This is a genomic window from Aquabacterium sp. (genome assembly GCF_049274795.1).
GTDB lineage: Bacteria > Pseudomonadota > Gammaproteobacteria > Burkholderiales > Burkholderiaceae_C > Aquabacterium.
The window spans coordinates 49461-73634 of the sequence record NZ_JBASTH010000077.1 but is presented as its reverse complement, the minus strand read 5'-3'; the positions used below and the strand labels follow the sequence as shown (position 1 = coordinate 73634).

General features: G+C 67.0%; 26 protein-coding genes. 11 read left to right on the top strand and 15 right to left on the bottom strand.

Annotated elements, in window-relative coordinates:
• Positions 1-15: 15 nt before the first annotated feature.
• Positions 16-1155, top strand: a complete 1140-nt coding sequence (locus tag WAQ08_RS12315; protein WP_422191867.1) for an aminoglycoside phosphotransferase family protein — start codon at positions 16-18, stop codon at positions 1153-1155.
• Positions 1156-1201: 46 nt separating this feature from the next.
• Positions 1202-2761, top strand: a complete 1560-nt coding sequence (locus WAQ08_RS12310) for a DEAD/DEAH box helicase (protein WP_422191866.1) — start codon at positions 1202-1204, stop codon at positions 2759-2761.
• A gap of 114 nt (positions 2762-2875) precedes the next feature.
• Here the strand turns inward: WAQ08_RS12310 and WAQ08_RS12305 are convergent, their stop codons facing one another.
• A complete protein-coding gene (locus WAQ08_RS12305) occupies positions 2876-3838 on the bottom strand; it encodes an AraC family transcriptional regulator (RefSeq protein ID WP_422191865.1) in 963 nt (320 codons plus the stop codon).
• Between the two features lie 221 nt (positions 3839-4059).
• On the opposite strand from WAQ08_RS12305, the gene WAQ08_RS12300 reads away from it, so the two are divergent.
• A complete protein-coding gene (locus tag WAQ08_RS12300) occupies positions 4060-5226 on the top strand; it encodes an alkane 1-monooxygenase (RefSeq protein ID WP_422191864.1) in 1167 nt (388 codons plus the stop codon).
• 50 nt (positions 5227-5276) lie between these two features.
• On the opposite strand, the gene WAQ08_RS12295 is transcribed toward WAQ08_RS12300, so the two are convergent.
• Complete coding sequence (locus tag WAQ08_RS12295; RefSeq protein ID WP_422191863.1) at positions 5277-5738, bottom strand: ferritin-like domain-containing protein; 462 nt, start codon at positions 5736-5738, stop codon at positions 5277-5279.
• Between the two features lie 387 nt (positions 5739-6125).
• Between WAQ08_RS12295 and WAQ08_RS12290 the strand changes: the two genes are divergently transcribed.
• The gene (locus tag WAQ08_RS12290) at positions 6126-7553 is read left to right on the top strand and encodes a phospholipase D-like domain-containing protein (RefSeq protein WP_422191862.1); all 1428 of its coding nucleotides are present in this window, start codon (positions 6126-6128) and stop codon (positions 7551-7553) included.
• 27 nt (positions 7554-7580) lie between these two features.
• Here the strand turns inward: WAQ08_RS12290 and WAQ08_RS12285 are convergent, their stop codons facing one another.
• From WAQ08_RS12285 to WAQ08_RS12255, 7 genes are all read right to left on the bottom strand, one after another.
• Entirely contained in the window at positions 7581-8687 is a 1107-nt protein-coding gene (locus WAQ08_RS12285) for a zinc-binding metallopeptidase family protein (protein ID WP_422191861.1), read from the bottom strand.
• Positions 8688-8763: 76 nt separating this feature from the next.
• Positions 8764-9114 (bottom strand): response regulator, encoded by a 351-nt coding sequence (locus WAQ08_RS12280; protein ID WP_422191860.1) that lies wholly within the window; start codon positions 9112-9114, stop codon positions 8764-8766.
• Between the two features lie 152 nt (positions 9115-9266).
• Positions 9267-9779, bottom strand: coding sequence for a hypothetical protein (locus tag WAQ08_RS12275; protein WP_422191859.1), 513 nt, complete (start codon positions 9777-9779; stop codon positions 9267-9269).
• A gap of 22 nt (positions 9780-9801) precedes the next feature.
• Positions 9802-10008 carry a hypothetical protein gene (locus WAQ08_RS12270; RefSeq protein WP_422191858.1) on the bottom strand — a complete coding sequence of 69 codons (207 nt, stop codon included), beginning with the start codon at positions 10006-10008 and terminating at the stop codon, positions 9802-9804.
• A gap of 167 nt (positions 10009-10175) precedes the next feature.
• Entirely contained in the window at positions 10176-10688 is a 513-nt protein-coding gene (locus WAQ08_RS12265; RefSeq protein ID WP_422191857.1) for a BON domain-containing protein, read from the bottom strand.
• Between the two features lie 123 nt (positions 10689-10811).
• The gene (locus tag WAQ08_RS12260) at positions 10812-12287 is read right to left on the bottom strand and encodes a dihydrolipoyl dehydrogenase (protein WP_422191856.1); all 1476 of its coding nucleotides are present in this window, start codon (positions 12285-12287) and stop codon (positions 10812-10814) included.
• A 1-nt stretch (position 12288) separates the two neighbouring features.
• Positions 12289-12447 carry a DUF3309 family protein gene (locus tag WAQ08_RS12255; RefSeq protein WP_422191855.1) on the bottom strand — a complete coding sequence of 53 codons (159 nt, stop codon included), beginning with the start codon at positions 12445-12447 and terminating at the stop codon, positions 12289-12291.
• Between the two features lie 285 nt (positions 12448-12732).
• Between WAQ08_RS12255 and WAQ08_RS12250 the strand changes: the two genes are divergently transcribed.
• Both WAQ08_RS12250 and WAQ08_RS12245 read left to right on the top strand, forming a co-directional pair.
• Positions 12733-13311 (top strand): hypothetical protein, encoded by a 579-nt coding sequence (locus tag WAQ08_RS12250; RefSeq protein WP_422191854.1) that lies wholly within the window; start codon positions 12733-12735, stop codon positions 13309-13311.
• 148 nt (positions 13312-13459) lie between these two features.
• Positions 13460-14155, top strand: coding sequence for a hypothetical protein (locus tag WAQ08_RS12245; protein WP_422191853.1), 696 nt, complete (start codon positions 13460-13462; stop codon positions 14153-14155).
• Positions 14156-14176: 21 nt separating this feature from the next.
• On the opposite strand, the gene WAQ08_RS12240 is transcribed toward WAQ08_RS12245, so the two are convergent.
• Positions 14177-15355 carry a hybrid sensor histidine kinase/response regulator gene (locus WAQ08_RS12240; protein ID WP_422191852.1) on the bottom strand — a complete coding sequence of 393 codons (1179 nt, stop codon included), beginning with the start codon at positions 15353-15355 and terminating at the stop codon, positions 14177-14179.
• Positions 15356-15639: 284 nt separating this feature from the next.
• Between WAQ08_RS12240 and WAQ08_RS12235 the strand changes: the two genes are divergently transcribed.
• Positions 15640-16437 (top strand): endonuclease/exonuclease/phosphatase family protein, encoded by a 798-nt coding sequence (locus WAQ08_RS12235; protein ID WP_422191851.1) that lies wholly within the window; start codon positions 15640-15642, stop codon positions 16435-16437.
• A 56-nt stretch (positions 16438-16493) separates the two neighbouring features.
• Here the strand turns inward: WAQ08_RS12235 and WAQ08_RS12230 are convergent, their stop codons facing one another.
• Positions 16494-17216 carry a DUF1345 domain-containing protein gene (locus tag WAQ08_RS12230; protein ID WP_422191850.1) on the bottom strand — a complete coding sequence of 241 codons (723 nt, stop codon included), beginning with the start codon at positions 17214-17216 and terminating at the stop codon, positions 16494-16496.
• Between the two features lie 15 nt (positions 17217-17231).
• Here WAQ08_RS12230 and WAQ08_RS12225 point away from each other — a divergent pair, with 15 nt between their 5' ends.
• The 3 genes from WAQ08_RS12225 to WAQ08_RS12215 all read left to right on the top strand — a co-directional run bounded on the left by WAQ08_RS12225 (position 17232) and on the right by WAQ08_RS12215 (position 20805).
• Positions 17232-18116, top strand: coding sequence for a YihY/virulence factor BrkB family protein (locus tag WAQ08_RS12225; RefSeq protein ID WP_422191849.1), 885 nt, complete (start codon positions 17232-17234; stop codon positions 18114-18116).
• Positions 18117-18253: 137 nt separating this feature from the next.
• Entirely contained in the window at positions 18254-18751 is a 498-nt protein-coding gene (locus tag WAQ08_RS12220) for a pyridoxamine 5'-phosphate oxidase family protein (protein WP_422191848.1), read from the top strand.
• The gene (locus WAQ08_RS12215) at positions 18748-20805 is read left to right on the top strand and encodes an AsmA family protein (protein ID WP_422191847.1); all 2058 of its coding nucleotides are present in this window, start codon (positions 18748-18750) and stop codon (positions 20803-20805) included. Before WAQ08_RS12220 ends, WAQ08_RS12215 begins: the two co-directional genes overlap by 4 nt.
• Positions 20806-20911: 106 nt before the next feature.
• On the opposite strand, the gene WAQ08_RS12210 is transcribed toward WAQ08_RS12215, so the two are convergent.
• Positions 20912-21298: a hypothetical protein gene (locus tag WAQ08_RS12210; protein WP_422191846.1), complete on the bottom strand. Its 387-nt coding sequence runs from the start codon at positions 21296-21298 to the stop codon at positions 20912-20914.
• A gap of 309 nt (positions 21299-21607) precedes the next feature.
• Here WAQ08_RS12210 and WAQ08_RS12205 point away from each other — a divergent pair, with 309 nt between their 5' ends.
• Complete coding sequence (locus WAQ08_RS12205) at positions 21608-21784, top strand: DUF1328 domain-containing protein (RefSeq protein WP_422191845.1); 177 nt, start codon at positions 21608-21610, stop codon at positions 21782-21784.
• Here WAQ08_RS12205 and WAQ08_RS12200 read toward each other — a convergent pair.
• Genes WAQ08_RS12200 through WAQ08_RS12190 form a run of 3 tightly spaced genes read right to left on the bottom strand, consistent with a single transcriptional unit; the run spans position 21746 to position 24172 of the window.
• Positions 21746-22447 (bottom strand): PqiC family protein, encoded by a 702-nt coding sequence (locus tag WAQ08_RS12200; protein ID WP_422191844.1) that lies wholly within the window; start codon positions 22445-22447, stop codon positions 21746-21748. The genes WAQ08_RS12205 and WAQ08_RS12200 overlap by 39 nt on opposite strands.
• Before the next feature lie 13 nt (positions 22448-22460).
• Positions 22461-23420, bottom strand: coding sequence for an MlaD family protein (locus tag WAQ08_RS12195; RefSeq protein WP_422191843.1), 960 nt, complete (start codon positions 23418-23420; stop codon positions 22461-22463).
• Positions 23417-24172 carry an ABC transporter ATP-binding protein gene (locus tag WAQ08_RS12190; RefSeq protein WP_422191842.1) on the bottom strand — a complete coding sequence of 252 codons (756 nt, stop codon included), beginning with the start codon at positions 24170-24172 and terminating at the stop codon, positions 23417-23419. Before WAQ08_RS12190 ends, WAQ08_RS12195 begins: the two co-directional genes overlap by 4 nt.
• Between the last annotated feature and the right edge of the window lie 2 nt (positions 24173-24174).

The following is a 24174-nucleotide window of genomic DNA, read 5'->3' as shown; positions in this document are numbered from 1 at the left end:
GCGTTCCTTGCCACCATGTCATCGTCTGCCGAATCTTTGTCCGCCGCATCGCCTTCTTCCGGCCAGGATGGCCTGTCCGTGCCCTGGGCCGATCCGGCGCGCCGGGGCGCTTTCGAGGCCTGGCTGGCGGGCGTGGCCGGCCGCCATGGGCTGCTGCCGGCCTCCGTGCGTGCGGCCAGTTCGGACGCGAGCTTCCGCCGCTACCTGCGGGTGGACGCGCAGGGCGGGCCGGCATCGTCCTTCATCGTGATGGATGCCCCGCCCGACAAGGAAGACTGCCGCCCCTTCGTGAAAGTGGCCTGCCTGCTGCAGGCCGGCGGCGTGGGCGCCCCCGCCATCCTGGAGTGGGACGAGGCCCAGGGCTTCATGCTGATCAGCGACCTGGGCGAGCACACCCTGCTGTCCGCCCTGGCGCCTGAAGCTGAGGCCTTGTCCAAGGCCGATGCCGACAACCGCGCCCGCTACGGCGCTGCGCTGGACGAGCTGGTGCGCCTGCAGGCCATCGCCGCCGAAGACCAGGTGCCCCCGTACGACGACGCCCTGCTGCAGCGCGAGATGGACCTGCTGCCCCAGTGGTACCTCACGCAGTTGCGCGGCCTCACACTCACCGAGACCCAGCAGCAGATGCTGGCGCGCAGTTTCGGCCTGATCAAGGCCCAGGTGCTGGGCCAGCCGCGGGTGCTGGTGCACCGTGATTACCACTCGCGCAACCTGATGGTCACGCCGGGCGATCCCCGCGCCACCCCGGGGGTGATCGATTTTCAGGATGCGGTATGGGGGCCGGTCACGTATGATCTCGTGTCTCTGCTGCGTGATGCCTACGTGGTCTGGGACGAGGAAGTGCAGATCGATCATGCGATCCGCTACTGGGAAAAGGCCCGCAAGGCCGGTTTGCCTGTACCGGACGATTTCGGTGATTTCTGGCGTGACTTCGAGTGGATGGGCCTGCAGCGCCATCTGAAGGTGCTGGGGATCTTTGCGCGTCTGGCGCTGCGCGACGGCAAGCGGCAGTACCTGGACGACATCCCGCGGGTGTGGCGCTACGCCCACCGCGTCTGCACACGGTACAACGGCCTGGGCCCCTTGGCGGCCCTGCTCGAAGTGGCCGAAGCCGAGACACTGGGCATCCAGCGTCAGGCCGGCTACACCTTTTGATGTTTTCAGTTGCCAGGCCGCAGGTCTGGCGCCCAACAGGGGCTCTATGACCTCGACGACGCCTACGGGCGATACCTCCCTGGCAACCGCCGCACCCGCCGACACCGGCGCAGCCCCCGCGCCGGCCGCCGCTGAAGCCCCCGCGCGCTTCGACACCCTGCCGCTCGATCCCAAGCTGCTGCGCGCCATCGAGTACCCCACGATGACGCCCATCCAGGCCAAGGCGATCCCGCTGGTGCTGGCGGGCCGCGACGTGATGGGCGCCGCCCAGACCGGCACCGGCAAGACCGCCGCCTTCTCGATCCCGCTGCTTCAGAAGATGATGAAGCACGAGAACGCCAGCGTCTCGCCCGCCCGCCACCCGGTGCGCGCCATCGTGCTGGCCCCCACGCGCGAACTCGCCGTGCAGGTGGCTGCCAACGTCAAGACCTACGCCAGCAAGTCCAACCTGCGCTCGGCCGTGGTGTTCGGCGGCATGAACATGCGCGAGCAGACGGTCGAGCTGAAAGCCGGCGTCGAGGTGCTGATCGCCACCCCGGGCCGCCTGCTGGACCACATCGAGGCCAAGAACTGCATCCTGTCGCAGGTCGAGTACGTGGTGCTCGACGAGGCCGACCGCATGCTGGACATCGGCTTCCTGCCCGACCTGCAGCGCATCCTGAGCTACCTGCCCAAGCAGCGCCAGACCCTGCTGTTCTCGGCCACCTTCTCGCCCGAGATCAAGAAGCTGGCCCAGAGCTACCTGCAGGATCCGGTGCTGGTCGAGGTGGCCCGCCCGAACGCCACCGCCTCCACTGTGGAGCAGCGTTTCTACAAGGTGTCGGAGGACGACAAGCGCGCCACCATCCGCCAGATCCTGCGCGACCGTGGCATCAGCCAGAGCATCGTGTTCGTCAACTCCAAGCTGGGTTGCGGCCGCCTGGCGCGTTCGTTCGAGCGCGATGGCCTGAAGACGGCGGCGCTGCACGGCGACAAGTCGCAGGAAGAGCGCCTGAAGTCGCTCGAAGCCTTCAAGAAGGGCGAGGTCGAGCTGCTGGTGGCCACCGACGTGGCGGCGCGCGGCATCGACATCGCGGCCCTGCCGGCGGTGTTCAACTTCGACATCCCCTTCAACGCCGAAGACTACGTGCACCGTATCGGCCGCACGGGCCGTGCCGGCGCGTCGGGCCTGGCCGTGTCGCTGGTCACCGGCGCCGATGCGCGCCTGATCGCTGACATCGAAAAGCTCACCAAGAAGAAGCTCGACATTGAGTCCTTCGAGCTGGAAGGTGGCGGCGAGCGCCGGCCGTCCTTCCGACGCGAGTGCCGCGAGGACGATGACCGCCCTGACTTGGTGCCTGCCTCCCATGGCCATGCGCCACGCCCTGCCGATACGCGCGGTACGGTGCGCCCGGGTATCCGCCGCCCGCCTGCCGACCCGTTCTTCGACAAGCCCTACGAGGCCCAGAGCGATGCCGACCCGTCTTGGGACAAGAAGGGTGCTGTGGCTGCCCCGACGTCGGGCGCTGGTGGCGGCCTGTCACGCTTCATCAAGCCCAAGCGCAAGGTGGCGACCCTGCTGGGTGGCTCCGGCACGGGCAGCGGCGGGTCAGGCACCACACGCTGAGTTGCGCTGAACGGCGCTGAACGCCGAGCTGAATCGCCAAGAAAAGAGGGCTCCAGGCACATCGCCGGAGCCCTTTGTGTTTCCAGGGCCTGCCGATTCCGCTTCAAGCCAGCTTCAGGCGGCCGCCACAGCCTCGGGCGCATCGCCTTCTGCCCGCGTGGGCTGTGCCTGGCGCCAGGCAGAAGGCGATTGCCCGTATTCACGCTTGAAGGCCTGGCTGAAGGCCGCCTCCGAGGCATAGCCCACCTGGTCGGCCACCCGGCTGATCGGGGCATTGCTGCTGGCCAGTTGGCGCGCGGCCAGGCGCATGCGGTGGCGCGTCAGGTAGGTCAACGGGGGCTCGCCCAGGGTCTGCGTGAAGCGGTCGGCAAAGGCAGAGCGCGACAGGCAGGCGTGCTGGGCCAACTCGGGTACCGTCCAGTTGCGCGCGGGCGTGCGGTGCATGCAGGCCAGGGCGGTGGACAAGGCCCGGTCCTTCAACGCGGCCAGCCAGTTGCCTGATTCTTCCGTGAGCGAGCTGACGTAGTCGCGCAGGCACTCCATGAAGAGGATGTCGCCCAGGCGGTTGATGATGGCCTGCTGGCCGGGGCGCGGGCTCATCAGCTCCTGCGCCAGGAACTGCAGGCCGATGGCCAGCCAGGGCGGCGGCGCCTCGCCCAGCCCGTGGATGTGCATCAGCCCGGGCAAGGCAGACACCAGGGGCGCGGCCATGTGCACGTCGAAGCGGGCGTGGCCGCTGATCAGCTGGGTCTGGGCGCTGCCGCTGCCGCCCAGCCTCAGGGGGACCAGATCGGGCCGCTGCAGGTGCGTCGACAGATCGTGCGACTGGGCGGCCGGGGTGGGGCGGTCCTGCACCAGATGCGGCACGCCGGCGGGCAGCACGACCAGATCGCCCGTCTGCAGGGCGACGGGTTCGTGCCCCTCGCGCAGCAGCCAGGCCTGCCCTTCGGTGAGGATGTGGAAAGCGGCCAGGCCGGGGGTGTGCAACTGCAGGGACCAGGGCGCGCTCAGTTCGGTGGCCACGAACACGACGCCGTCGAAGCGCATGTCGTCAATGATGAGACTCAATGGGTCCATGGTGCCGCAGGATGCCACGCTTGTGGGCGCCTTGTCATCGTGGAAACGCCGACACCCGAGCGAGATTCACCGAATCCAGGCCGTTGCGGGTTTTTCCGGGGCGGCCCCCGGCGTCTGACTGCACTGAGGCGGCTTTGCAGGGATTCAGTTCATACACTTGTCTGAGCACACTGATGCTCATCGGCGCCGAGCGCGCCCTCGGACACAAAGGAGTACAAGACATGGCACAAGCCAGCGTGGCCCAGGCACCCTGGGTGGATCACAAACGTTACCTGTGGCTGCTGGGGCCGGCCGTGCCTGTCATCGGGCTGGTGGCGCTGGGCATCTTCCAGCAACTGCAATGGCACTGGGTGGTGTGGCTGCCCATGCTGATCGTGCACGGCGTGCTGCCGCTGCTGGACTGGATCGTCGGCGAAGACCGCGAGAACCCGCCCGACAGCGCCATCGCCGCGCTGGAGGCCGACCCCTACTACCGCTGGGTGCTGTTCGCCTTCGTGCCGCTGCAGTGGGCCGTGACGCTGTGGGGCGCCTGGCTGTTCGTGAACGTGGACATGGCTTGGTACACCCAGCTCGGCCTGGGCCTGAGCGTGGGCCTGGTCAGCGGCATCGCCATCAACACCGGCCATGAGCTGGGCCACAAGAAGAACACGCTGGACCAGTGGCTGGCGCGCATCGCGCTGGCGCCTTCCTGGTACGGCCACTTCTACGTGGAGCACAACCGCGGTCACCACAAGAACGTGGCCACGCCCGAGGATCCGGCCAGCTCCCGCATGGGCGAGACCTTCTGGGCCTTCCTGCCGCGCACGGTGATGGGCAGCCTCAAATCCGCCTGGGAACTGGAGGCCGAACGCCTGGCCAAGCAGGGCAAGGGCGCCTGGAGCGTGCACAACCAGAACCTGCAGTCGTGGGCGATCTCTTTGCTGATGTTCGCGGGCGTGGTGGCCTGGCTGGGCTGGGCCGTGCTGCCCTTCCTGATCATCCAGGCGGTGTACGGCTTCTCGCTGCTGGAGGTGGTGAACTACCTGGAGCACTACGGCCTGCTGCGCCAGAAGGGTGCCGACGGACGCTACGAGCGCTGCCAGCCCCGCCACTCCTGGAACAGCAACCACATCGTGACCAACCTGTTCCTGTACCACCTGCAGCGCCACTCGGATCACCACGCCTTCCCGGCGCGGCGCTTCCAGGCCCTGCGGCACTTCGACGAGGGCCCGCAACTGCCCTCGGGATATGCGGCCATGCTGATGGTGGCCTACATCCCGCCGCTGTGGTTCGCCTTGATGGACAAGAAGGTGCTGGCGCACTATGACGGCGACATCTCGCGCGTGAACCTGCAGCCGTCCAAGCGCAAGGCTCTGATGGCACGCTACGGGCGCACGGCGAAGGCCTGATCGAAGGAAAAAAGCCGCCCTCGGGCGGCTTTCTCATTGAGGGTGGTCCATCAATGGTGGGCGGCGGCGCGGGCCTGGTCACGCAGCGAGCGCACCAGATCGTGGTTGCGCTGTACGCCGGCGCGCTGGGCCACCAGCACCGAGCGGATCTCGTCGGGCAGATCCTTCTTCAGCGCCTTGTCGTAGCGGGAGAGCGCGCGGTCCTCGCCGCGTTCGCACTCTTCCAGCACGGTCTTGTCATCGGACAGCGACAGTGCCGCCTTGATGTTCAGCCAGCCGCGGTGTAGCGCGCCAGAGGCCGTGCCGCCCGTGGCAGGTTGCTCCTGGTTGGCGTACACGATGCGCTGCAGCTCGGTGGCTGCGGACTGGCACTCCGTGGCGCGGCGCTCGAACATGGTCTTGAGGGTGGGAGAGTCGGCGTGCTCGGCGCACTCCTTGAAGCCGTACTCGCCGTCCTTGCAGTTTTCAATGACGTCGTTGACGGTGTCGATCACTTCGGTTGCGTAGCTCATGGGGGTCTCCTTCTTGAGATCCGGCCAGCCTTTTCCTGTTGATGGCGGCTGGCAAAACCGAGACTCCAGCGTAAAAGCGCGGCTGGCCCGGGGCAGTCAGTCAGGACTGAACTGAAGGTCAGTGAAGCCTGACGTTGACTTCACGGCCTGCGCGCGGTGCGTGCACCGGTGTCGGGCATGGATGTCACACGGTGTGTCAGCGCTTCTTGACAACGGTGTCGGCGGGCGCTGATAGGCCGCGGCCAAGGAGCTGTCCACAATGCCCCTGTCTGGACGGCGCAGCTGAGGTGTGGCGTGATCCCTTCCCCAAAACAAGATGGACGACCGAGGAGACCCGCTGCCAGTGCCTCCGTGGTGCTGGCCAGCGGCCATGGGAAGGTGCGCCCGATGCGGCGCACCTTCCAGACCTTGTATGGCATATGTGCCTTGGCGGGCGTGGTGCTGCTGACCGCCTGCGGCTCGCTGGCACCACGGCGCGCACAGCCTGATGCGCCCGCCAGCACGGCGCACCTGGCCGCCCGGGTGCAGGTGGCCACGGCCAGCGATGACCTGCGCCGCGGCGAGCGCGCGCGCCTGCTGAACCAGGTGCAATCCGAAGGCCGGGCCGATCTGGTCAAGCGCCACCTGACCGCGATGACGGCCCAGGAGCGCGTGCGCCTGGTGGCCGACAACGACGTGCACCTGCTGGTCGATGGGCCTGACACCTTCGCGGCGATGTTCAAGTCGCTGGAGGCTGCCAAGCGCTCGATCTGGCTGGAGAGCTACATCATCGAAGACGCCGAGGTGGCCCTGCGTCTGCGCGATCTGCTGATCCGCAAGCGCAGCAAGGGCGTGTCCGTGCATGTGATCTACGACGCGGTGGGCTCCATCGGCACCTCGCGCGAGTTCTTCCAGAGCCTGCGCGATGCGGGTGTGCACACCTGCGCCTTCAACCCCATCAACCCGCTGACCCGCCCTGGCTACTGGAGCATCAACCACCGTGACCACCGCAAGATCCTGGCGGTGGACGAGCAGCAGGCCTTCACTGGCGGCATCAACATTTCCAAGGTCTATTCTTCGGGTTCATCGCTGTTCAAGAAGCAGCACCGCCCGCGCGACGGTGCGCCGCAGCCTGGCTGGCGCGATACGCAGATCCGCATCGACGGGCCTGCGGCGGCCGAGATGGCCCGCATCGTGCGGCAGACTTGGGACGCGCAAGGCTGCAAGCCGGCCGTCGAGCCAGGCATCGTCACCGGGGCGGATCCCAAGGGCGGCCAGAAGCGTGGCGACAAGGTGCTGCAGGTGATTGCCAGCGGCCCAGATGAGAAAGGCATGGACACCTATGTCTCTCTGCTCACGGCGCTGGACGCGGCGCAGCACAGCATCCACATCACCATGGCCTACTTCTCGCCCGGCGAGGACATGATCCAGGCGCTGTGCGATGCGGCCCAGCGCGGGGTTCAGGTGCAGCTGATCCTGCCGTCCATCAGCGATTTCAGCCCGGTGCTCTATGCGGGGCGTGCCTACTACCAACGGCTGCTCACCGCGGGCGTGCAGCTCTATGAACTCGACAGCGCCGTGCTGCACGCCAAGACGGCCGTGATCGATGGCGTGTGGTCCACGGTGGGCTCGAGCAACATGGATTGGCGCAGCTTCGTGAGCAACAACGAGATCAACGTGGTGGTGCTCGGGCGCGATTTCGCTGAATCGATGGAGGCCCTGTTCCAGCAGGATCTGCGCGTCTCCACACCGATCGAGCCCCAGGCCTGGCGCAAGCGCCCGGTGTTCGAGCGGCTCAAGGAGCAAGGCGCTCGCCTGTTCGAGCGCCTGATGTGATCCGAGGCGCTTGAGGCTGCTTCTTCTTCAGGCCAGGATGGCCGATGCCCGCACGGTGTCGTGCACGAAGCGCAGCTTCTCGCGGACAGGCTCCGACAGCGTGAAGGGGTAGGCGTCGTCCAGCCCCATGCTGCGGTTCAGGGCGTTGAGCGCCAGCCCCAGCCGCATCCAGCGCAGGATCAGCCGGTCGAAATCGGGCTGTGTGTGGAGCAGCCAGGCGTTGGCGCTAGCCAGTCGCGCCGCCTTGGCATCCTGGCCGGGCAGGCGCACGCTGTCGGCGAAATCATCCGCGGTCTCGATCACGGCGCGCATGTGCATGTAGTGCGCCCAGGTCTCAGCCCAGCCTTCCCAGGGGTGGGCGCTGGCGTAGGCAGAGATGTGCTCATTGGCCCAGTTCGGATCGGGCTGCTCGTAGTGTCGCTTGAGCGCTTCGCCGTAATCCTCGCGTTCATCGCCGAACAGCGCGCGGAAGGCCTCCAGCCGCTGTTCCTGCGGTGCGACGATCTCATCCCAGTAGAAGTGCCCGATCTCGTGCCGAAAGTGGCCCAGCACGGTGCGGTAGGGCTCGCCCATCTCGTTGCGCGAGCGCATGCGCTCGACATCGTCGGCCTCGGACAGGTTGATGGTGATGTGGCCGTGGTCGTGGCCGGTGATCACATGAAAGCCGGCCTCGGGCACGTTCTCCAGGAAGGAAAAGCGCAGCGGGTTGAGGGTTTCGTGCTCGAACAGCGGCAGGCCCAACTCCCGCAGGTTGAACACCAGGCGGCGCTTGCCCAATTCCATCTTGTAGAGCGAGGCCTGGCGGCCGGGCAGTGACAGATCGGGGATCTCCTGCGTGAGCCGGCACGACACGCACAGCTCATGGGTGTCGGCGGCCTCGACGGCCCAGTTGCAGGTGTCGGTGCTCACATAGTGGTGGCACAGGCGGTAGGCTGGCCGGGTATCGGCCTGGGTATCAGGCAGGGCCTCGGCCTGCTGCTCGCCGGCGATGCGCCACAGGCCATCGTCGGTGCGCTCCAGCGCGGCCAGCCGGAACTGGTCTGGCAGGAAGGCCAGGGTGTGGCCACAGGCCACGCAGCGGGGGTTTTCGAAGTAGACGGGGCTGTCGCAGTGATCGCAGCGAAAGGTCCTCATGGGGTCCTCTTGGGGCCTCTAGGGCGTGCACATGGGGTCATGGAACACACCACCCTGGCGGGCTGGCACCGCACGCTCAGTTGGCGGAGCCCAGACCGTTCAGCAGCTTCTGAAGCTCATCCACATCGAAGGGCTTGGACAGGATATGAACCCGTTCGGGCAGGTGAGGGCGGTACATCTCGGCGCGGTGGCCGGTCAGCAGCCCGTGCACGTGCACGTTGTGGCTCATCACCTGGCGCATCAGTTCCAGGCCCGACATGCCGGGCAGCTCCAGGTCACTGATCAACAGCTCGACGCCGGTGGTCTGCAGGGCATCGCTGGCGGCTTCGGCGCTCTCGAACGAGCGGACGTCGTGCCCCCACGACTGCAACAGCAGTTCGACCATGTCCCGTACGTCGGGCGCGTCTTCGATGTAAATGATGTTCATCCGGTCTGGGTCAGGGTGGCGCTGCGGCCTGGCGTCAAAGGGCTGTCCGAAGTACGCTGCTGTGCGCCCCGGGGGGCTCGCTGGCAGGTGGGCCATGGTATCCCATGGGCCCGGCCGGCCACGCACTTCAGGGGCATCAGCCCGTGACATCTTCAGGCCGCCGCGGCCTGCATGGCAGGGTGGTGGGACAAGGGGTGGTCGACGAAACGCGTCGAGGTCGGCAGGGAGCGCTCCAGGGAGCGGCGCAGGCGCTGCAGCATGGTTTCCCGCTGGTCCAGGTAGAACTCGCAGGCCAGGGCCTCGGCCTGGGGCGAGGTGCGCCACATCGACACCAGCATTTCCTCGGCCATCAGCGCGCCTTCGACCTTGGTGTGCACCACGTCGAACATGGTGGACCAGTAGTCGGCCGACGGATCCATCGCCACCAGGCGCGGCAGGATGGCGTGGTAGCTCTCGCGCTCGGTGAAGCGTGGGTCTTCCGTCATGCTGCGGCCGCCGACATCGGTACGGCCCAGGGCACTGTCGCGCGCCATCAGGAAGCACATCAGCTCGGCCAGCGCTTCGCGGCGCAGATCGGGGTTGAGTTCACCCATGCGCTTGATCGCATCCATGTACAGCCGCACGGTGGTGTGGTCGTCGGTCATCAGTCTGTGGAACTCACCCATGTCGCACTCCAGGCTATCGTGGTCAGGGGCGCTGGTGGCGCCCGGGTTTCTTGATCTGGTCCAGCCCGCGCATGCCGTGCAGGTCGGTGTCCATCTGGCCGGACTCGATGTCGCGTCTGGCCTGTTCGATGACGCCGTCCTGGTCAGGGCCGACGTTGTGGTGGTCTTGATCGCGTTCGTGGGGCAAGGGCGCGTCGGACGCGGAATGAGGGGCTTTGTTCTTTTTCATGGTAATGGTCTCCATGGTGTTCGATCCTCATTCCGCGCCCGGCATCGCCACCAGGCGGGGGAGGGGCGGTGTCTGTTGACTGTCTGTGTGGGGCTGTTGCCTTGTCTCCTCCACACGGTCCGCTTGTCACCTCCCCGGGGCCGGGTGGATTCTTGACCCGTCAGGCATCAGGAGGTCTTGTCGACGCTCAGGCGGTTGACCACGTTGGTCACGCCGTCGACGGCCTGGGCCAGCTCGGAGGCGCGGGCCAGTGACTGGCTGTCAGGGGCCACGCCGGTCAGCGTGACCTGGCCGGCCTTGGTGTCCACGTTGATCTTGGTGGCCTTGAGCTTGTCATCGGCGGCCAGGGCGGCGTTCACCTTGGTGGTGATGGTGGCGTCGGCCACGGTCGATTCGATCTTCTGGCCCAACTCGTTGGCCTTGGCGCTGGCCTCGTTGGCGGCGTTGGCGCTGGCGTCACGGGCGTCGTTCATGGCCACTTGCGTGTCGGCCTTGAGCTCGGCGGCGCCTTGGCGGGCATCGGCGGCGGCGTTGTCCATCGCGCTGGAGGCGCTGGCCACGGCGCTGTCGAGCTGTTGCCCGGCGGTGCGCTCGTCGTTGCGGTCACAGCCGCTCAGGGCCACGCCGCCCAGCAGGGCCAGGGTGACGGGCAGGATCAGGTGTCGTTTGTTGGTGTTCATGCTGTTCTCCTTTGGGCGCCGCGGCGTGGTGCTGCGGCAGGTCTCGGGTCGGGCGGGCTGCCGGCCAGACCGGCGTTCCGCATGGTCAGAACGATAAGAGCGAGGTGCGGGTCTGCCCAGTCATCACAGGCCGATTCCCATGTCGGTACATGCTGACAAAGGCGATGTGGGACGGGCCGTGGCCTGACCGGCGATCTGCCCGCGGGCATGGCCCAGCGCGGTGCGCACGGCCTCTTCCACCACGGGGTGGTAAATGGGGCAGTCCAGCAGGGCATCGATGGTCTGGCCCTGGTGGATGGACCAGGCCAGCAGATGGGCCAGGTGCTCGGCGCAGGGGCCGATCATCTCGGCGCCCAGCAGCACGCGGCGCTGGCGGCACACGTACACGCGCAAGGCGCCACGGTTCATGTCCCTGATGCGGCTGCGGCCCTGGTCGGTGAAGTCGGCCACGCCGGTCACGAACGGTTGCGGCTGCCGCGACAACTCGTCGTGCGAGCGGCCCACGGCGGCGATCTGCGGATCGCTGAACACGATGCGCAAGGGTGTACGCCGCCCGCCTTCCAGCGGTGCTTCGGGCAGATGATTGGGCGGGCCCGGTTGGGCCACGGCCTGGGTGGCGGCGCGGAGGCCATCGCGCACGGCTTCGTGCAACACGGGGTGTGCCCCGCTCACATCGCCGGCCAGGAACACGCAGCTTTCACCGACGCGGGTGCTGCGGTCTTCGTGGCCCTGCAGCTTGTTGTCCTTGAGGACCAGCCCGGCCTTGTCCAGGTCCAGGCCATCGAGCACGGGTTCACGGCCGATGCACACCAGCACCTTTTCAACCACCGTGCTGCCGCGCTCGCCGCCAGTCACGTCGAACTCGACGCGGGCCTGGCTCCCGTCGACCTGCGACATGCCGCGCACCTGGGTGCGTGTGATCAGGGTGATGCCTTCGGACAGCAAGGGGATGGCCAGCGGGCGCAAGGCCGGATCCTTGAGCCCGCCAGGGGCGTCTTCGCGCATCAGCCACACCACCCGAACGCCCAGCCGGCTCATGGCCTGGGCCATCTCCGTGCCGATGGCGCCTCCGCCGATGATGGCGATGGAGCGCGGCAGGGTGGGCAGCTCGAAGACGGTATCGGTGGTCAGCAGCAACTCGCCCAATCCGTCGCGCCACTCGGGCGGCACGACCGGGCGTGAGCCGGTGGCGAGCACCACGCTGCGCGCCTTGACCTGCATGTGGTCATCCACTTGCAGCAGGCAAGGGCCGATGAACCGGGCACGCCCCACCAGCCTATGTGCCGCAGGCCAGGCCTCGACCTCGCGGATGACGCTGTCGACAAAGTGGTCACGCAGTTCACGCAGGCGGGCCATCACGGCCGCACCGTCCACACGGGCGCCCACCGCCTGGATGCCGAAACGGTGGGCCTGACGCACGGCGTGTGCGCGGTGGGCGGCTTCGATCAGCAGCTTGCTGGGCATGCAGCCCGCGCGCGCGCAGACCGTGCCGTAGCCGCTGGCTTCGATCACCACGATGCGGTTGGTGTGGCGGGCGGCGGCCTTGTAGGCCGCCATGCCCGCCGATCCCGCACCGACGATGGCGAGGTCGACGTCCACGTCAGATGTGGCCCAGCAGGACCAGGATTACCAGAACGACGACGACCAGGCCCAGGCCACCCGTAGGGCCGTAGCCCCAGTTGCGGCTGTGGGGCCAGGTGGGCAGGGCGCCGATGAGCATCAGCAGCAGCACGATCAGCAGGATGGTTCCCAAGGTCATGATGTTCTCCTCGTTGTGGTCCGATGAGCCCACTCTAGGCATTTGTCCGATTGCCCGGCATCAGCGGAGCGCGCGATCGGCTGTAGTCCCCGGCCTACCCCCGGCCTGGGTGTCGGCATTGCCCTACAGGCCTATCAGCCGATGCTGCCTGCAATCTAGGCATCCATCCCCGTGCCGCGAACAGCACCGGCCGCCACACTTCATCGGCACCGCATCAGGATCGAACGCTGAGGAAGTCGCCGATGACGGTGTCTGGCCCTGACTTGAAACCACACGGAGATACCCATGACAAAAACATCCCACTTCGCCCGTACCGCCCTGCAATCGCTGGCTTTCGCCTCTGGCGCCCTGTTCCTGGCATCGGCCGCGCAGGCTGACATGCATGCCAACAAGGGCAACAAGCAAGCCTATGAGCAGACCAAGGCCGAGGCCAAGGTCAAGTACGACGCTGACAAGGACAAGTGCAAGTCGCTCAGCGGCAATGCTGCCGACGTGTGCAAGGCCGAAGCCAAGGTGCAGCATGTGAGCACGGTGTCCAAGGCCGAAGCGGCCTACAAGAACACCCCCAAGGCCACGTTCGATGCCCACAAGGACATCGCCGCAGCCCAGTACGACCTGGCCAAGGAAAAATGCGACGACAAGACCGGCAACGACAAGGACGTCTGCAAGAAGGAAGCTGAAGCCGCCTACACGGCCGCCAAGGCCGATGCCGAAGTCCAGCTCAAGACCGGCAAGGCCGTGAACCATGCCGCTGAAGAAAAGCTCGATGCCAAGTATGCTGCGGCCAAGGAGAAGTGCGATGCCCTCAAGGGCGATGCGAAGGACGCTTGCCAGGCCAAGGCCAAGGCTGACTTCGTCAAGTAAGGCTCAAGCAGCTTTTCCTCTTCGTTCTTTGGATCTGATTTCTTCGTCTTGAAGCGGGCGGCAGGCCTTGAGGCCTCGCCGCCTTGGTTCGTCATAGATGCCGTATGGCTGGTGGTGCACCGTGAGTGTTTCGTTGTCTCCCGCAACCTTGGCTCAACCTTTGGCCGCGTTCAGCGCAGAGCCCAGCGCCGACTCGGTGCGCCTGGAAGTGCTGCAGCGCGTGGTGCCATCGATGCGGCACGACCTGATGAACCAGTTGATGGTGATCGAGTTGCGCACCACCTTGCTCAAGGTGTCCATGGCCAAGGGCGATGGCGCGGCCGGCTCCGTGAGCGATGCCGTGACAGCCCTGTGCGATGACATCCGCGAAGCCATCGATGTGGGGCGGGGGCTGGCGCGCTGGATGCACAGCCTGGAGCCTGTGAGCCTGGACCAGGTGCTGCAGGTGTGCCAGGGCTGGGTGGGGCTGGCCTTCAAGTGCCGCGAGCTGGCGCTGGAGATCCAGCCACCCGAGCCCGCACCTGATCGAGCAGGCTTTCCCTGGCCTTTCGCGGCTTCTGTGGAGGCCTACTACGGCGTGCTGGCTGCGCTGTGGTTCTGGTTTGACCACGAGGACTCTGCCGGTGCGCAACTCACCGTGCGATCGGATGGCGCACGGGGCTGCTTCTGGAGGCTGGAGCCCGGCCCGGCACGGGATGATCTGGATCCGGCCCAGGGCTGGGAGATGGCCCAGCGCTTGCGCATCACGCAGGCCTGCCTGATGGCCCTGCTGCGCGCCCAGGGCTGGGATGTGCGCCTGGACGGGCTGGAGCTGTGGACGGGTTGCCCGGCCTCCGGGGTGTAAGCCCTGGCCTTGCGCGTGCGCTCAGTGGCAGTCGCCTTGCGCCACCAGCGTGGCGCCGGCGGTGCCGAGCATCTCGTGCTGGTCGTTCAGGGGGGAGCGGGGCAGCCGCACCACGAAGGTCGTTGTGTCGTCCTGCGCGCTGCATTGCACATCGATGGTTCCCTCGTGCGCCCGCACGAACTGGTGGACGATGTACAGGCCCAGCCCCAGGCCCTTGGTGCGCGGCTTGAGCGGCGCGTTGGGGCAGGGCTTGAAGGGTTGGAACAGCTCCGGAAGCTTCTCGGCGGCGATGGTGCCGCGGTTGCTCACTTCCAGCACCACCATGTGGGCGTTGCGGCCGTCGAGCGTGACCTTGATGGGCGAGCCGGCGTGCCCGTGGGTCAATGCGTTGCCGAGCAGGTTGGTGAGCACCTGCTGCCAGCGGTCGAGATCCACCCGAGCCTGTGTATTGCCCGCCACCGTCAGGGTGAGGCGGCCACTGTTGGCCGGGTCCAGCTCGTGCAGGGCCTGTTCGGTCAGCAAGGCCAGATCCTGGCTGCGCAGGGCCAGGGTGAGCTGGCCACTGCGGATGCGTGAGAGATCGAGCAACTGCTCGATCATGCGGCCCATGCGCGCGGCACTGCCTTCGACCCGGTCGAGCAGGGCTGATGCAGGGGGTGCACTGACGGAGTCGCGCAGCAGCCGCACGCCCAGCGACATCGCGGTCAGCGGTACGCGCAGATCGTGGGCCAGCACGGCCACGAACATCTCATTGAGTTGCAGGGTCTCGCTCAGGCGGGCGTTCTGCAGGCGGATGTGGCGCTGCTGGCGGTACAGCTCGATGAACACGTTGACCTTGCTGATCAGCACGTGGCTTTCCACCGGCTTGTGCAGGAAGTCGACCGCACCGTAGTCGTAGCCCTGGAACTGGCGCTGCTGGTCGGCCGCCGCGGCCGTCACGAACATCAGGGGGATGTGGCGGGTGCTGTCCCGGCCCCGGATCAGTTCGGCCAGCTCGAACCCGTCCATCTCGGGCATCTGCACATCCAGCAGGGCCACGGCCACCTCGTGCAGCAGCAGCAGTTCGAGCGCCTCGACGCCGGACGATGCCTTGATGACGCGCACGCCAGGGCGGGCCAGCAAGGCCTCCATGGCCAGCAGGTTCTGGGCCAGGTCGTCCACCACGAGGATATTGACGTCCAGTTCCGCGTCCGTGGTCATCACGGCTCCTTGGGTGCGCTGAGGTTGTTGAGGGCTCGAACGGCAGCCGTTCGTTCAGTATTCGAACAGATGTTGGGTCGGGGATCTGCGCGATGTTAGCGGATGCCGCCGACAGCGTCGCCGTCAGGTGGTGCGGATTGTCGCGTAGGGGGATGCCTACAAGCCCCGGGCTGCCGATGGCGGTGTCAGTGCTGGCCGACAGGGGCTTCAGTCGCGGACGACAGCCCTGGCGCCATGCCCCCGATAAGGTAAGTGCCATCCAGACCAACGATGCCTGCCACCCCATGTACCGAGACCCCCACAGTGACCCGGCCCCCCGCTCGGTGAGCCGCGGCGATCCGGCTGCGCCGCTGAAGGTGCTCACCCTGAACCTGCACAAGGGCTTCACGGCCATGAACCGGCGCTTCGTGTTGCCGGCGCTCAAGGCGGCGGTACAGCACTGCGATGCGGACATCGTCTTCCTGCAGGAGGTGCTGGGCCAGCACGACACGCATGCCCAGCGCGTGCACGGCTGGCCGGCGCAATCCCAGTACGAATACCTGGCCGACACCATCTGGCGTGATTTCGCCTATGGGCGCAACGCCGTCTACCCGCAGGGCCACCATGGCAACGCGGTGTTGTCCAAGTTCCCGATCGTGGCCTGGCGCAACCAGGACGTGTCCGTGCACACCATTGAAAAGCGCGGCCTGCTGCATGGGCAACTGGACTGGAAGCCCCGGGGCAAGACGCTGCACGTGGTCTGCGCCCACCTGGGCCTGCTGGAAAGCCAGCGCCAGGAGCAGATCCGGCGCCTGGTCACCTTGATCAACGAGCAGGTGCCTGCCGATGCCCCGCTGGTCGTGGCGGGCGACCTGAACGACTGGCGCCAGCGCGGCCACCCCGCCTTGCTGCAGGCCGGCCTGCGCGAGGTGCACCACAGCCTGCGGGGGCGCCTGGCCCGTACCTTCCCGGCGCGCATGCCCGTGCTGCCGCTGGACCGCATCTACGTGCGCCATCTGGAGCCGGTGTCCGTGCGTGTGCTGTCACAGGCGCCGTGGAACCGCCTGTCCGATCACGCGGCCGTGCTGGCGGAGGTGTCCTGATGTGCAAGGGATCCTGCCAGAACCTGTGTGGCCCCGGCCGTGCGCCCTCGACCCCCTCAAGGGCGCAGCAGGGAGGCGGAGATGTTCACCGTCAGTGCCAGCAAGGTGGTGTTGAACAGGAAGGACACCACGCCGTGCAGCAGCACCAGCCCGCGCATCTCCGTGGTCAGCAAGGCCACGTCGGAGGTCTGGGAGGTGGCGCCCACCGTGAACGAGAAGTACAGAAAATCCACATACACCGGCGTCTGCCGGCCGGGGAAGTCCAGGGGGGCATCTTGCGCGTTGTGCCGCCCATGGGCCACGATGTAGTAGCGATGGGCGTAGTGCAGCGCGAAGGCCGTGTGGATCAGCAACCAGGCGATGGCAATGCTGCCGCCTGTCAGGGCCACGCCCAGGCTGTCGGGGCCCTTGCCGGCGGCACCGGCCAGTGTCATCACCACGGCGGCGAAACTGGCTGCGGCGGCCAGCACGATCAGCAGCAGAATGATGTCGGCGCCTTCGTCTTCATGGCGGGCCCGCTGCTCGATGGAATCGGTGTCGGCTGTGAGCATCAGGGCCAGCCCCTGCAGCAGGTACACCAGGCCGAAGGCGCACCAGACGGCCAGCCCCCGGTGCACGGCATCGACAGTGGCGGGCGCGGTGACCCAGGCCACGGCGCCCATGGCCACCGAGAGCCAGAGGCGGCGGCGGGTCCACAGTAGTCGGCCCGGGGCGTGGCCGGACAGCCAACGAGGCGGAGGCGTGTAGGAATGGAAGACCTTGCGGATCGTGGACTTCATGGCCAGGCAGCAGACGTGAACGAGGCAGCCGGCTCGACAAGCCGGCTGCCTACAGTATGGATCGTCCTGCGAGATGCCGCGCTGGCCTGGATCGAGCACCGCAACATCGGCACGGCTGCGGCGCTGGCCTACTACGCGGCGTTCTCACTGGCGCCGGTGCTGGTGATCGCCGTGACCTTGTCGGGCGTGTTCTATGGCCGCGCCAGTGTCGAGGGCCATGTGGTGGAGCAGTTCAAGGATCTGCTGGGCCAGTCGGGGGCGGAGCTGTTGCAGCGCATGATCCAGGCCAGCTACCTGTCCACGGCCAGCTGGCAGGCCGGCCTGATCGGCCTGGGGGGCACCCTGATCGGCGCCACGGCGCTCTTCGGCGAGCTGTCGGCCGCATTCGGGCGCATCTTCGGCACGCAGCGCACTTACCGCTATGCCTGGCTCAGCGCCGTCATGGAGCGGCTCAAGGGGCTCACGCTGGTGATCGGCATCGGCTTTCTGCTCGTGGTGTCGCTGCTGGTCAGCGCGGGCCTGGTGGTGGTGGGCGAGTGGGTGGCGCGCTGGTCGCAGGCCGAGGCGGTGTTGCTGAGCCTGCTGCAGGCGGGTGTGTCGCTGCTGATGCTGTCCCTGCTGTTCGGGATGATGCTGCGCCTGATGGCGCCGGTGCGCCTCAAGCCGATGACGGTGGCGGCTGGCGCGCTGACCACCTCGGTGCTGTTCGAGATCGGCAAGTGGGGGCTGGGGCTCTACCTGGGGCAGGGCGTGGTGGGCTCGGTGTTCGGTGCGGCGGGCACGCTGGCGGTGCTGCTGGTGTGGCTGAACTACGTGTCGATGGTGATCTTGTTCGGCGTGGAGCTGACTTACCAGTTCTACCGCCATCAGGATGCGCTCAAGCGCAAGAAGCGGCATTGAGGCCTTGAGGCACTGCATACGGCGCATCGTGGCTGTCAGACACTGCTGACGCGCGCTTGCGCCATGCGCTGATGGCCCTGCGCCATCGTGGAAGGCAATCTGGGGCTGTGTTTTCCCACCCTGCGAGGAGCAATGCCATGAAAGTGCATGACCAGACCCATCCCGCCATGAAGAAGGTGGCCGACCTGATCGAAGACATGAAGGTGTGCATGATCACCGCGGTCGATGAGCATCACCTTGCCAGCCGCCCCATGAGCCCCATCCTGCTCGACAAGGATGGCGCCCTGTGGTTCCTGACCAGCGCCTCCGCCATGCAGGGCGTGCGGCTGGAGTCGATCACAGCGGCCTTCTCCAATGAATCCGATGCCAGCTATGTGTCGATGGAAGGCCATGCCTACCTGCTCGATGACACGCCGACCAAGGAACACCTGTGGTCAGCGTTTGCCAAGCCCTGGTTCCCCGATGGCCCGGACAGCCCTGATCTGCGCGCACTGAAGTTCGTGCCGCGCACGGTGGATTTCTGGGATTCGCCCTCCAGCAAGGTGATCCGCCTGTTCGCGGTGGCCGCCTCGGTGATCGTCGGCAAGCCTGTGGGCCTGGGTGAACACGGGCACGTGGCACTGGGGGCTCGATGAGCGACGAGCAGGTTCAGCCACCGGTGACGCCCGCGCCGCCACCATCGTCACCGCGCCGCACTGGCCCCCGCGTGGGCTGGTGGTTGGGCGGGGTGCTGGTGGTGGGGGCGGTCGGCGCTGTGGCCTATGGCGAGCACCGGGGCTGGCCGTGGCTGTCTGCCCCGGTCGAGCGCATGCTGTCACAGACACTGCGCCGGGATGTGAGCTTCGGTGAAGCCCGGGGCCAGGGGCAGGCGCGCGTGCAATTGATCGGCGGCATCCGTGTGTGGGCCGATCAATTGCGCATTGGTGCGCCCGAGTGGAGCAAGACGCCTTTCATGGTCTCGGCCGAAGGGGCGTATCTGCAGGTGGCCTACCACGACTTGTGGCGCGCCTACCGGGGCAAGCCCGTGCTGGTGGAGCAGCTTAAGGCGCGGGAGCTGGTGGCCTGGCTGGAGCGCACCGCCGACAACAAGGCCTCGTGGCAGTTCGGACCCCCGAGGCCCAGCCAGCCCGGTGCGCCGTCGCTGCTCGATGGCCTGCACTTTGATGTGCTCCAACTGGCCCGTGGCGAGATCCATTACCAGGATACGCCGCTCGCGCTGCAATCCAAGACCGAGGTGTCCATGAGCGTGCGCGATGCGCGCCGGGCGCCCGCCAAGGTCGACGGCGACGTGGCCGAGGGGCTGCGCGCCCAGACCCTGGGCAGCTACCAGCGCCTGCCCTTGAAAGCATTGCTGACCTCCGGGCAACTGGCGCCGTGGTTGCTGGGTGGGGACGGCCGCACGGCCTGGCCCATTGATTTTCACTTGAACGTCGGGCGGGCCCGGGTCGATTTCAACGGCTCGGTGGACCAGCTCAGCGCGCAGGCCGATGTGCTGGGCACCTTCAAGGCGCGTGGCCCCTCGCTGGCCGCCATGGGCGAGCCCCTGGGCGTGACCTTGCCGACCACGGGCAATTTCGACATGCACGGCACCGTGCGGCATCGGGGGTTGCGCACTTTCGTGGTCGTCAAGGGCGCGGAGATCGGCTCGAGCCGCCTGCGCGGTGAGTTCGCCTTCGACCGCAGCCTGCGGGTGCCGATGCTGCTGGGCCGGCTGGGGGGCTCGCGCCTGGCCCTGGCCGACCTGGGGCCGGCCGTGGGCGTGCCCACCAATGGCCAGCCCACCTCCAGCCGCAGTGAAGACGAACGTGTGCTGCCAGATCGCCGTTTCGATTTGCCCTCGCTGGCCGTGATGAACGCCAATGTGGTGATCGACATCGCGCAGATGGACCTGGGCTCGGACACGCTGGCGCCGCTGGAGCCCCTCAAGGGCCATCTGGTGCTCGACCAATCCGTGCTGACCATCAGTGATCTGCAGGCCCGCACGGCCCAGGGTGAACTGTCAGGGCGCCTGGCGCTCGATGGCCGTCAGCAGAGCAAGGCCCTGTGGAATGCCGATCTGAGCGTGAACAACGTGGTGATCGAGAACTGGATCAAGGCGCTCAAGCCGGCAGGCCGCCCGCCTTATCTGACGGGCCGCATCAATGGCCGGGCCTTGGTCAAGGGCGAAGGGCAGTCCACCGCCGCCATTCTGGGCTCGCTGACGGGGCCGGTGCAGGTGCGCCTGCGTGATGGCACGCTCTCGCACCTGGCTGTCGAGGCTGCCGGCATCGACGTGGCCCAGTTGCTGGGCGTGTGGATCAAGGGTGATGAATCGCTCAACGTACCCTGCGCTCGCGCCGACATCAAGGCCTTCAATGGCACGCTCACGCCGGAGCTGTTCGTGGTCAATACCAAGGATTCCAGCGTGTGGGTGCAGGGCAGCCTGTCGCTCAAGGAAGAGCGCATGGCACTGCAGGCCCGCGTGGCACCCAAGGATTTCAGTCTGCTGACCTTGCGCACGCCGGTGCTGGTCAATGGCCCGCTCAATGACCCCAAGGTGTCGATCAAGGCCTCGGCCTTGTTGCCGCGGGTGGCTGGCGCTGTGGCCCTGGGCTTCCTGAACCCGGTGGCGGCGGTGGTGCCGCTGATCGATCCGGGCAACAAGGACATTGCCCGCCAGGCCGACCAGGCTTGCGAGGCCGCCAGTTGAGTCACCGTTCGTTCCAGGCACGATGGTGAGTGCACAACACAAAGAACACAAAGGCCGCCCTTGGGCGGCCTTTGCTTTTGACGTTGTTTAGGCGTTGGCGCGGGTGTCAGGCCGTGTGCACGCGCATCAGGGGCGTCAGCACGCCGTTGACGCGGGCGCGCACTTCCAGCCAGGGGTGCTTGCGGTGGGCCAGGTGGCGGCGCACGGCCTCGGCGGCAGCGTGCATCAGGCCATGGCGGGTGGGCTGACCCTTGCGGCACAGGTCGCGGGGGATGACCAGCGCGATCTCCTGGGGCACCTGGGGGCGGTCGGCCACGGCCAGCATGCAGGGCACGACCACCACCTTGTGGTTGGCCAGGCTCACTTCCACGTCGTGGAGCGGGTCGTGGGCCTCGTCGAGGTGCACGGTGCTCAGGACCTGGTCCAGTTCCTTGATGTTCACGATCTTCATCTGGGGTACCTCGTTATCGTTCTTGTGATGTGTTTGCAGCATGCCGGTGATGTTAGGCAGGCGGCATCGAGGCGTCTGTCGTCGTGGACTGGTTGCCATGTAGGCGATGGCCGACCCCGTGTTTCAGGGGTTTCGGACATCTGAGGGGTGATTTGCGAGGCTCGTGCGTGCGTCAGTGGGCGCCGACAGGCGGATCAGCGGGCGCTGTCCCGCGCTGGGGCGTGGTGCCGACGGCAGGTGGCCTGCCGATGCGGGAGCATGGCGTTATGGGTGACTGAGGGGTGCATGGATGTGAATCCAGTGATGCGCAATTCAGGTGCCCCAGAACACAGAACACTGAAAGGAATCATCATGCTGAAATGGGCCTTGATCTTCGCGCTGATCGCCGTCGTGGCCGGTCTGCTGGGCTTCACCGGCGTGGCGGCAGGCGCCGCCTCCATCGCCAAGCTGCTCTTCGGGATCTTCCTGGTGCTGGCGCTGGTGGTGCTGCTACTGGCCGTGCTTGGCGTCAAGGTGTTCAGTCGCTGACGCTGGAACCTGGGCCACGTCGCGGGCCACCAGGTCCGCGACAGCTTTCATCATGCCGGCCATCGCGTCGGTCTGGGCAGCGGCCTGAGTGCCGCTGCCTTTGCTTTGCAGGGCCTGGTTGCTGGTGTGCAGCGCCTGGCCTTCCGCGCCGATCAGGGTCCACTGGGCCCAGGCACTCAAGGTCTGGGTGCCGCGGTCGTAGTCCATGGGCGACAGGCTGATCAGCAGCCGCACCGGGCGGCGTGCGCGGCCATCGCAGCGTTGCGGGCACAGGCGCCACGGGGCGGGCAGGGCGTGTTCCAGCTCGATGCCCAGGTTGCGGGTCAGGCCCACTTCCACGCGCTCGGCCCACACGGTGTTGTCCCAGGTCTTGACCTCATTGCCCTCGCGGTAGCGCACCGCGTGTGATTGCCAGTACTCTGGGATCTCCAGGCGGCCGACCTGCAGCCAGCGCGCACTGCTGGACTGGGCAGGCACGGACGCCGCATTGGGCAGGGCGGGTGTCGTCAGGGCCAGCAGATGCTGTTCGGGCGCATTGGTGGCGCAACCGGCGATGCAGGCGGCGGCCAGCAGTGGCCACAGGATGGTCCGGCCACGGCGATGCTCAGGCGTCCGGGAGGATGCCACGGGCTTGGTGGCCTGCTGATGGTGCTGTGTGCGCATGCGCGGTGTCTCCTCAACGGCGCCCGAAGATCAGGGCATTGGGCTGGTTCTCCAGCAGCTCGGCCACCTGGCGCAGGCTGCGTGCGGTCTGGGACAGATCGCGCAGGGTGGATTCAAGGTCTTCACGGGGGGCGCCACCGGGGGCGGACAGCTCTGCGAACGATTGCATGCCGACCTCGATGGAGCGTGCCGCATCGCGCGTGGAGGCCAGCGTGCGGGTGATGTCCGGCTGGGTGGTGGCCACCAGGCCGCGGGTGGTGTCCGACAGGTTCTGCACCGACAGCAAGGTGGCATTGGCCTGCTGACCGACGGATTGCAGCGTGCGGTCGGTGCTCTTCATGGTCGCCTGCGCGGCCAGCGAGGCCTGGCGCCAGTCTTCGCCGGCCTGCTTCATCACCGATTGCGCGGCGGCCGAGGTTTTCTGCAGTTCGGACAAGGTACGCCGCAGGTCGCCCACGGTATCCTTCAAGGGCAGCTCGGTGATCTGCGCGACCAGATCATCGAAGGCGCCCTTGACGACGGGGATCTCGACGCTCTTGCTGTTGGGATCTCCCATCATCGCCAGGGGCGTCTTGGGGTCGAAGTCCAGGTCGATCAGGGCCTGACCGGTGACCATGCTCTGCTGCGCCAAGCGCGCGCGCAGGCCGCGCTGCACCAGATCGCGCAGGTCCATGGTGTCGTTGCCGCCGCTCATCTGCAGCAGCTTGGAGGTGATGAACAATTGCACGGGCACGCGCGTGACCAGGGTGTTGGGGTCGAGTTCGATGCCGATGGTGTCGACCTGGCCGATGGGCACGCCACGGAAGGTGACGGGCGCACCGATGTACAGGCCCTTGACGCTGTTGGTGAAGTAGACGACGGCGCGGGTGCGCTGCTCGAACAGCCGGTTGCCGCCCAGCAGGGTGATGGCCACGGCCGCCAGGGCCAGGGCGATCAGCACGAACAGGCCGATCATCAGGGCGTTGCGTTTCATGACGAAGGCTCCTGTCGGTTCAGAAAGGCGCGCACGGTGGGATGGGTGTCGCCGGTAGCCTTGAGGTCGGCCGGCTTGCCACGCGCGATGGGTTGTTTGCTCTCGGCATCCAGGAAGATGCCGTCGTCGGCGATGGACAGCAGGCTTTCCAGTTCATGGCTCACGATCATCACGGCCGCGCCGGTGCGGTCACGCAGGTCGGTGATGAGCTTGTCCAGCCGCACGGAGCTGATCGGGTCCAAACCGGCCGAGGGCTCGTCCAGGAACAGGAAGTCGGGCTCGCCGGCGATGGCGCGGGCCAGGCCGGCGCGCTTTTTCATGCCGCCGCTCAGGTCGGAGGGCTGCTTGGCGGCAGACGCCTCCATGTCCACCCAGGACAGCAGCTCCATCGCACGGTCGCGGCGCTCGGCAGTGCTCAGCTCAGGTGCCTTGAGCCCCAGCGGCACCAGCACGTTGTCCAGCACGGTCATGGAGGTCCACAGGGCCGCGCTCTGAAACAGCACGCCGAAGCGTTGGCGAATGCGGCGCTGTGCGTCCTCGGTGGCGGCCCAGTAGTCCTCGTCGTCCACGCAGACCTGTCCTTCGGCCGGTGTCAGCAGGCCGATCATGTGCTTGAGCAGGGTGCTCTTGCCGCAGCCGCTGCCGCCCATGATGGCGAAGATGGTGCCGGATTCCACCGAGAAGTCGATGTCCTTCTGGATGAGCTTGTCGCCGAAGCGCATGGTGAGGTGTTTGACGTCCAGGCGGCTCATGG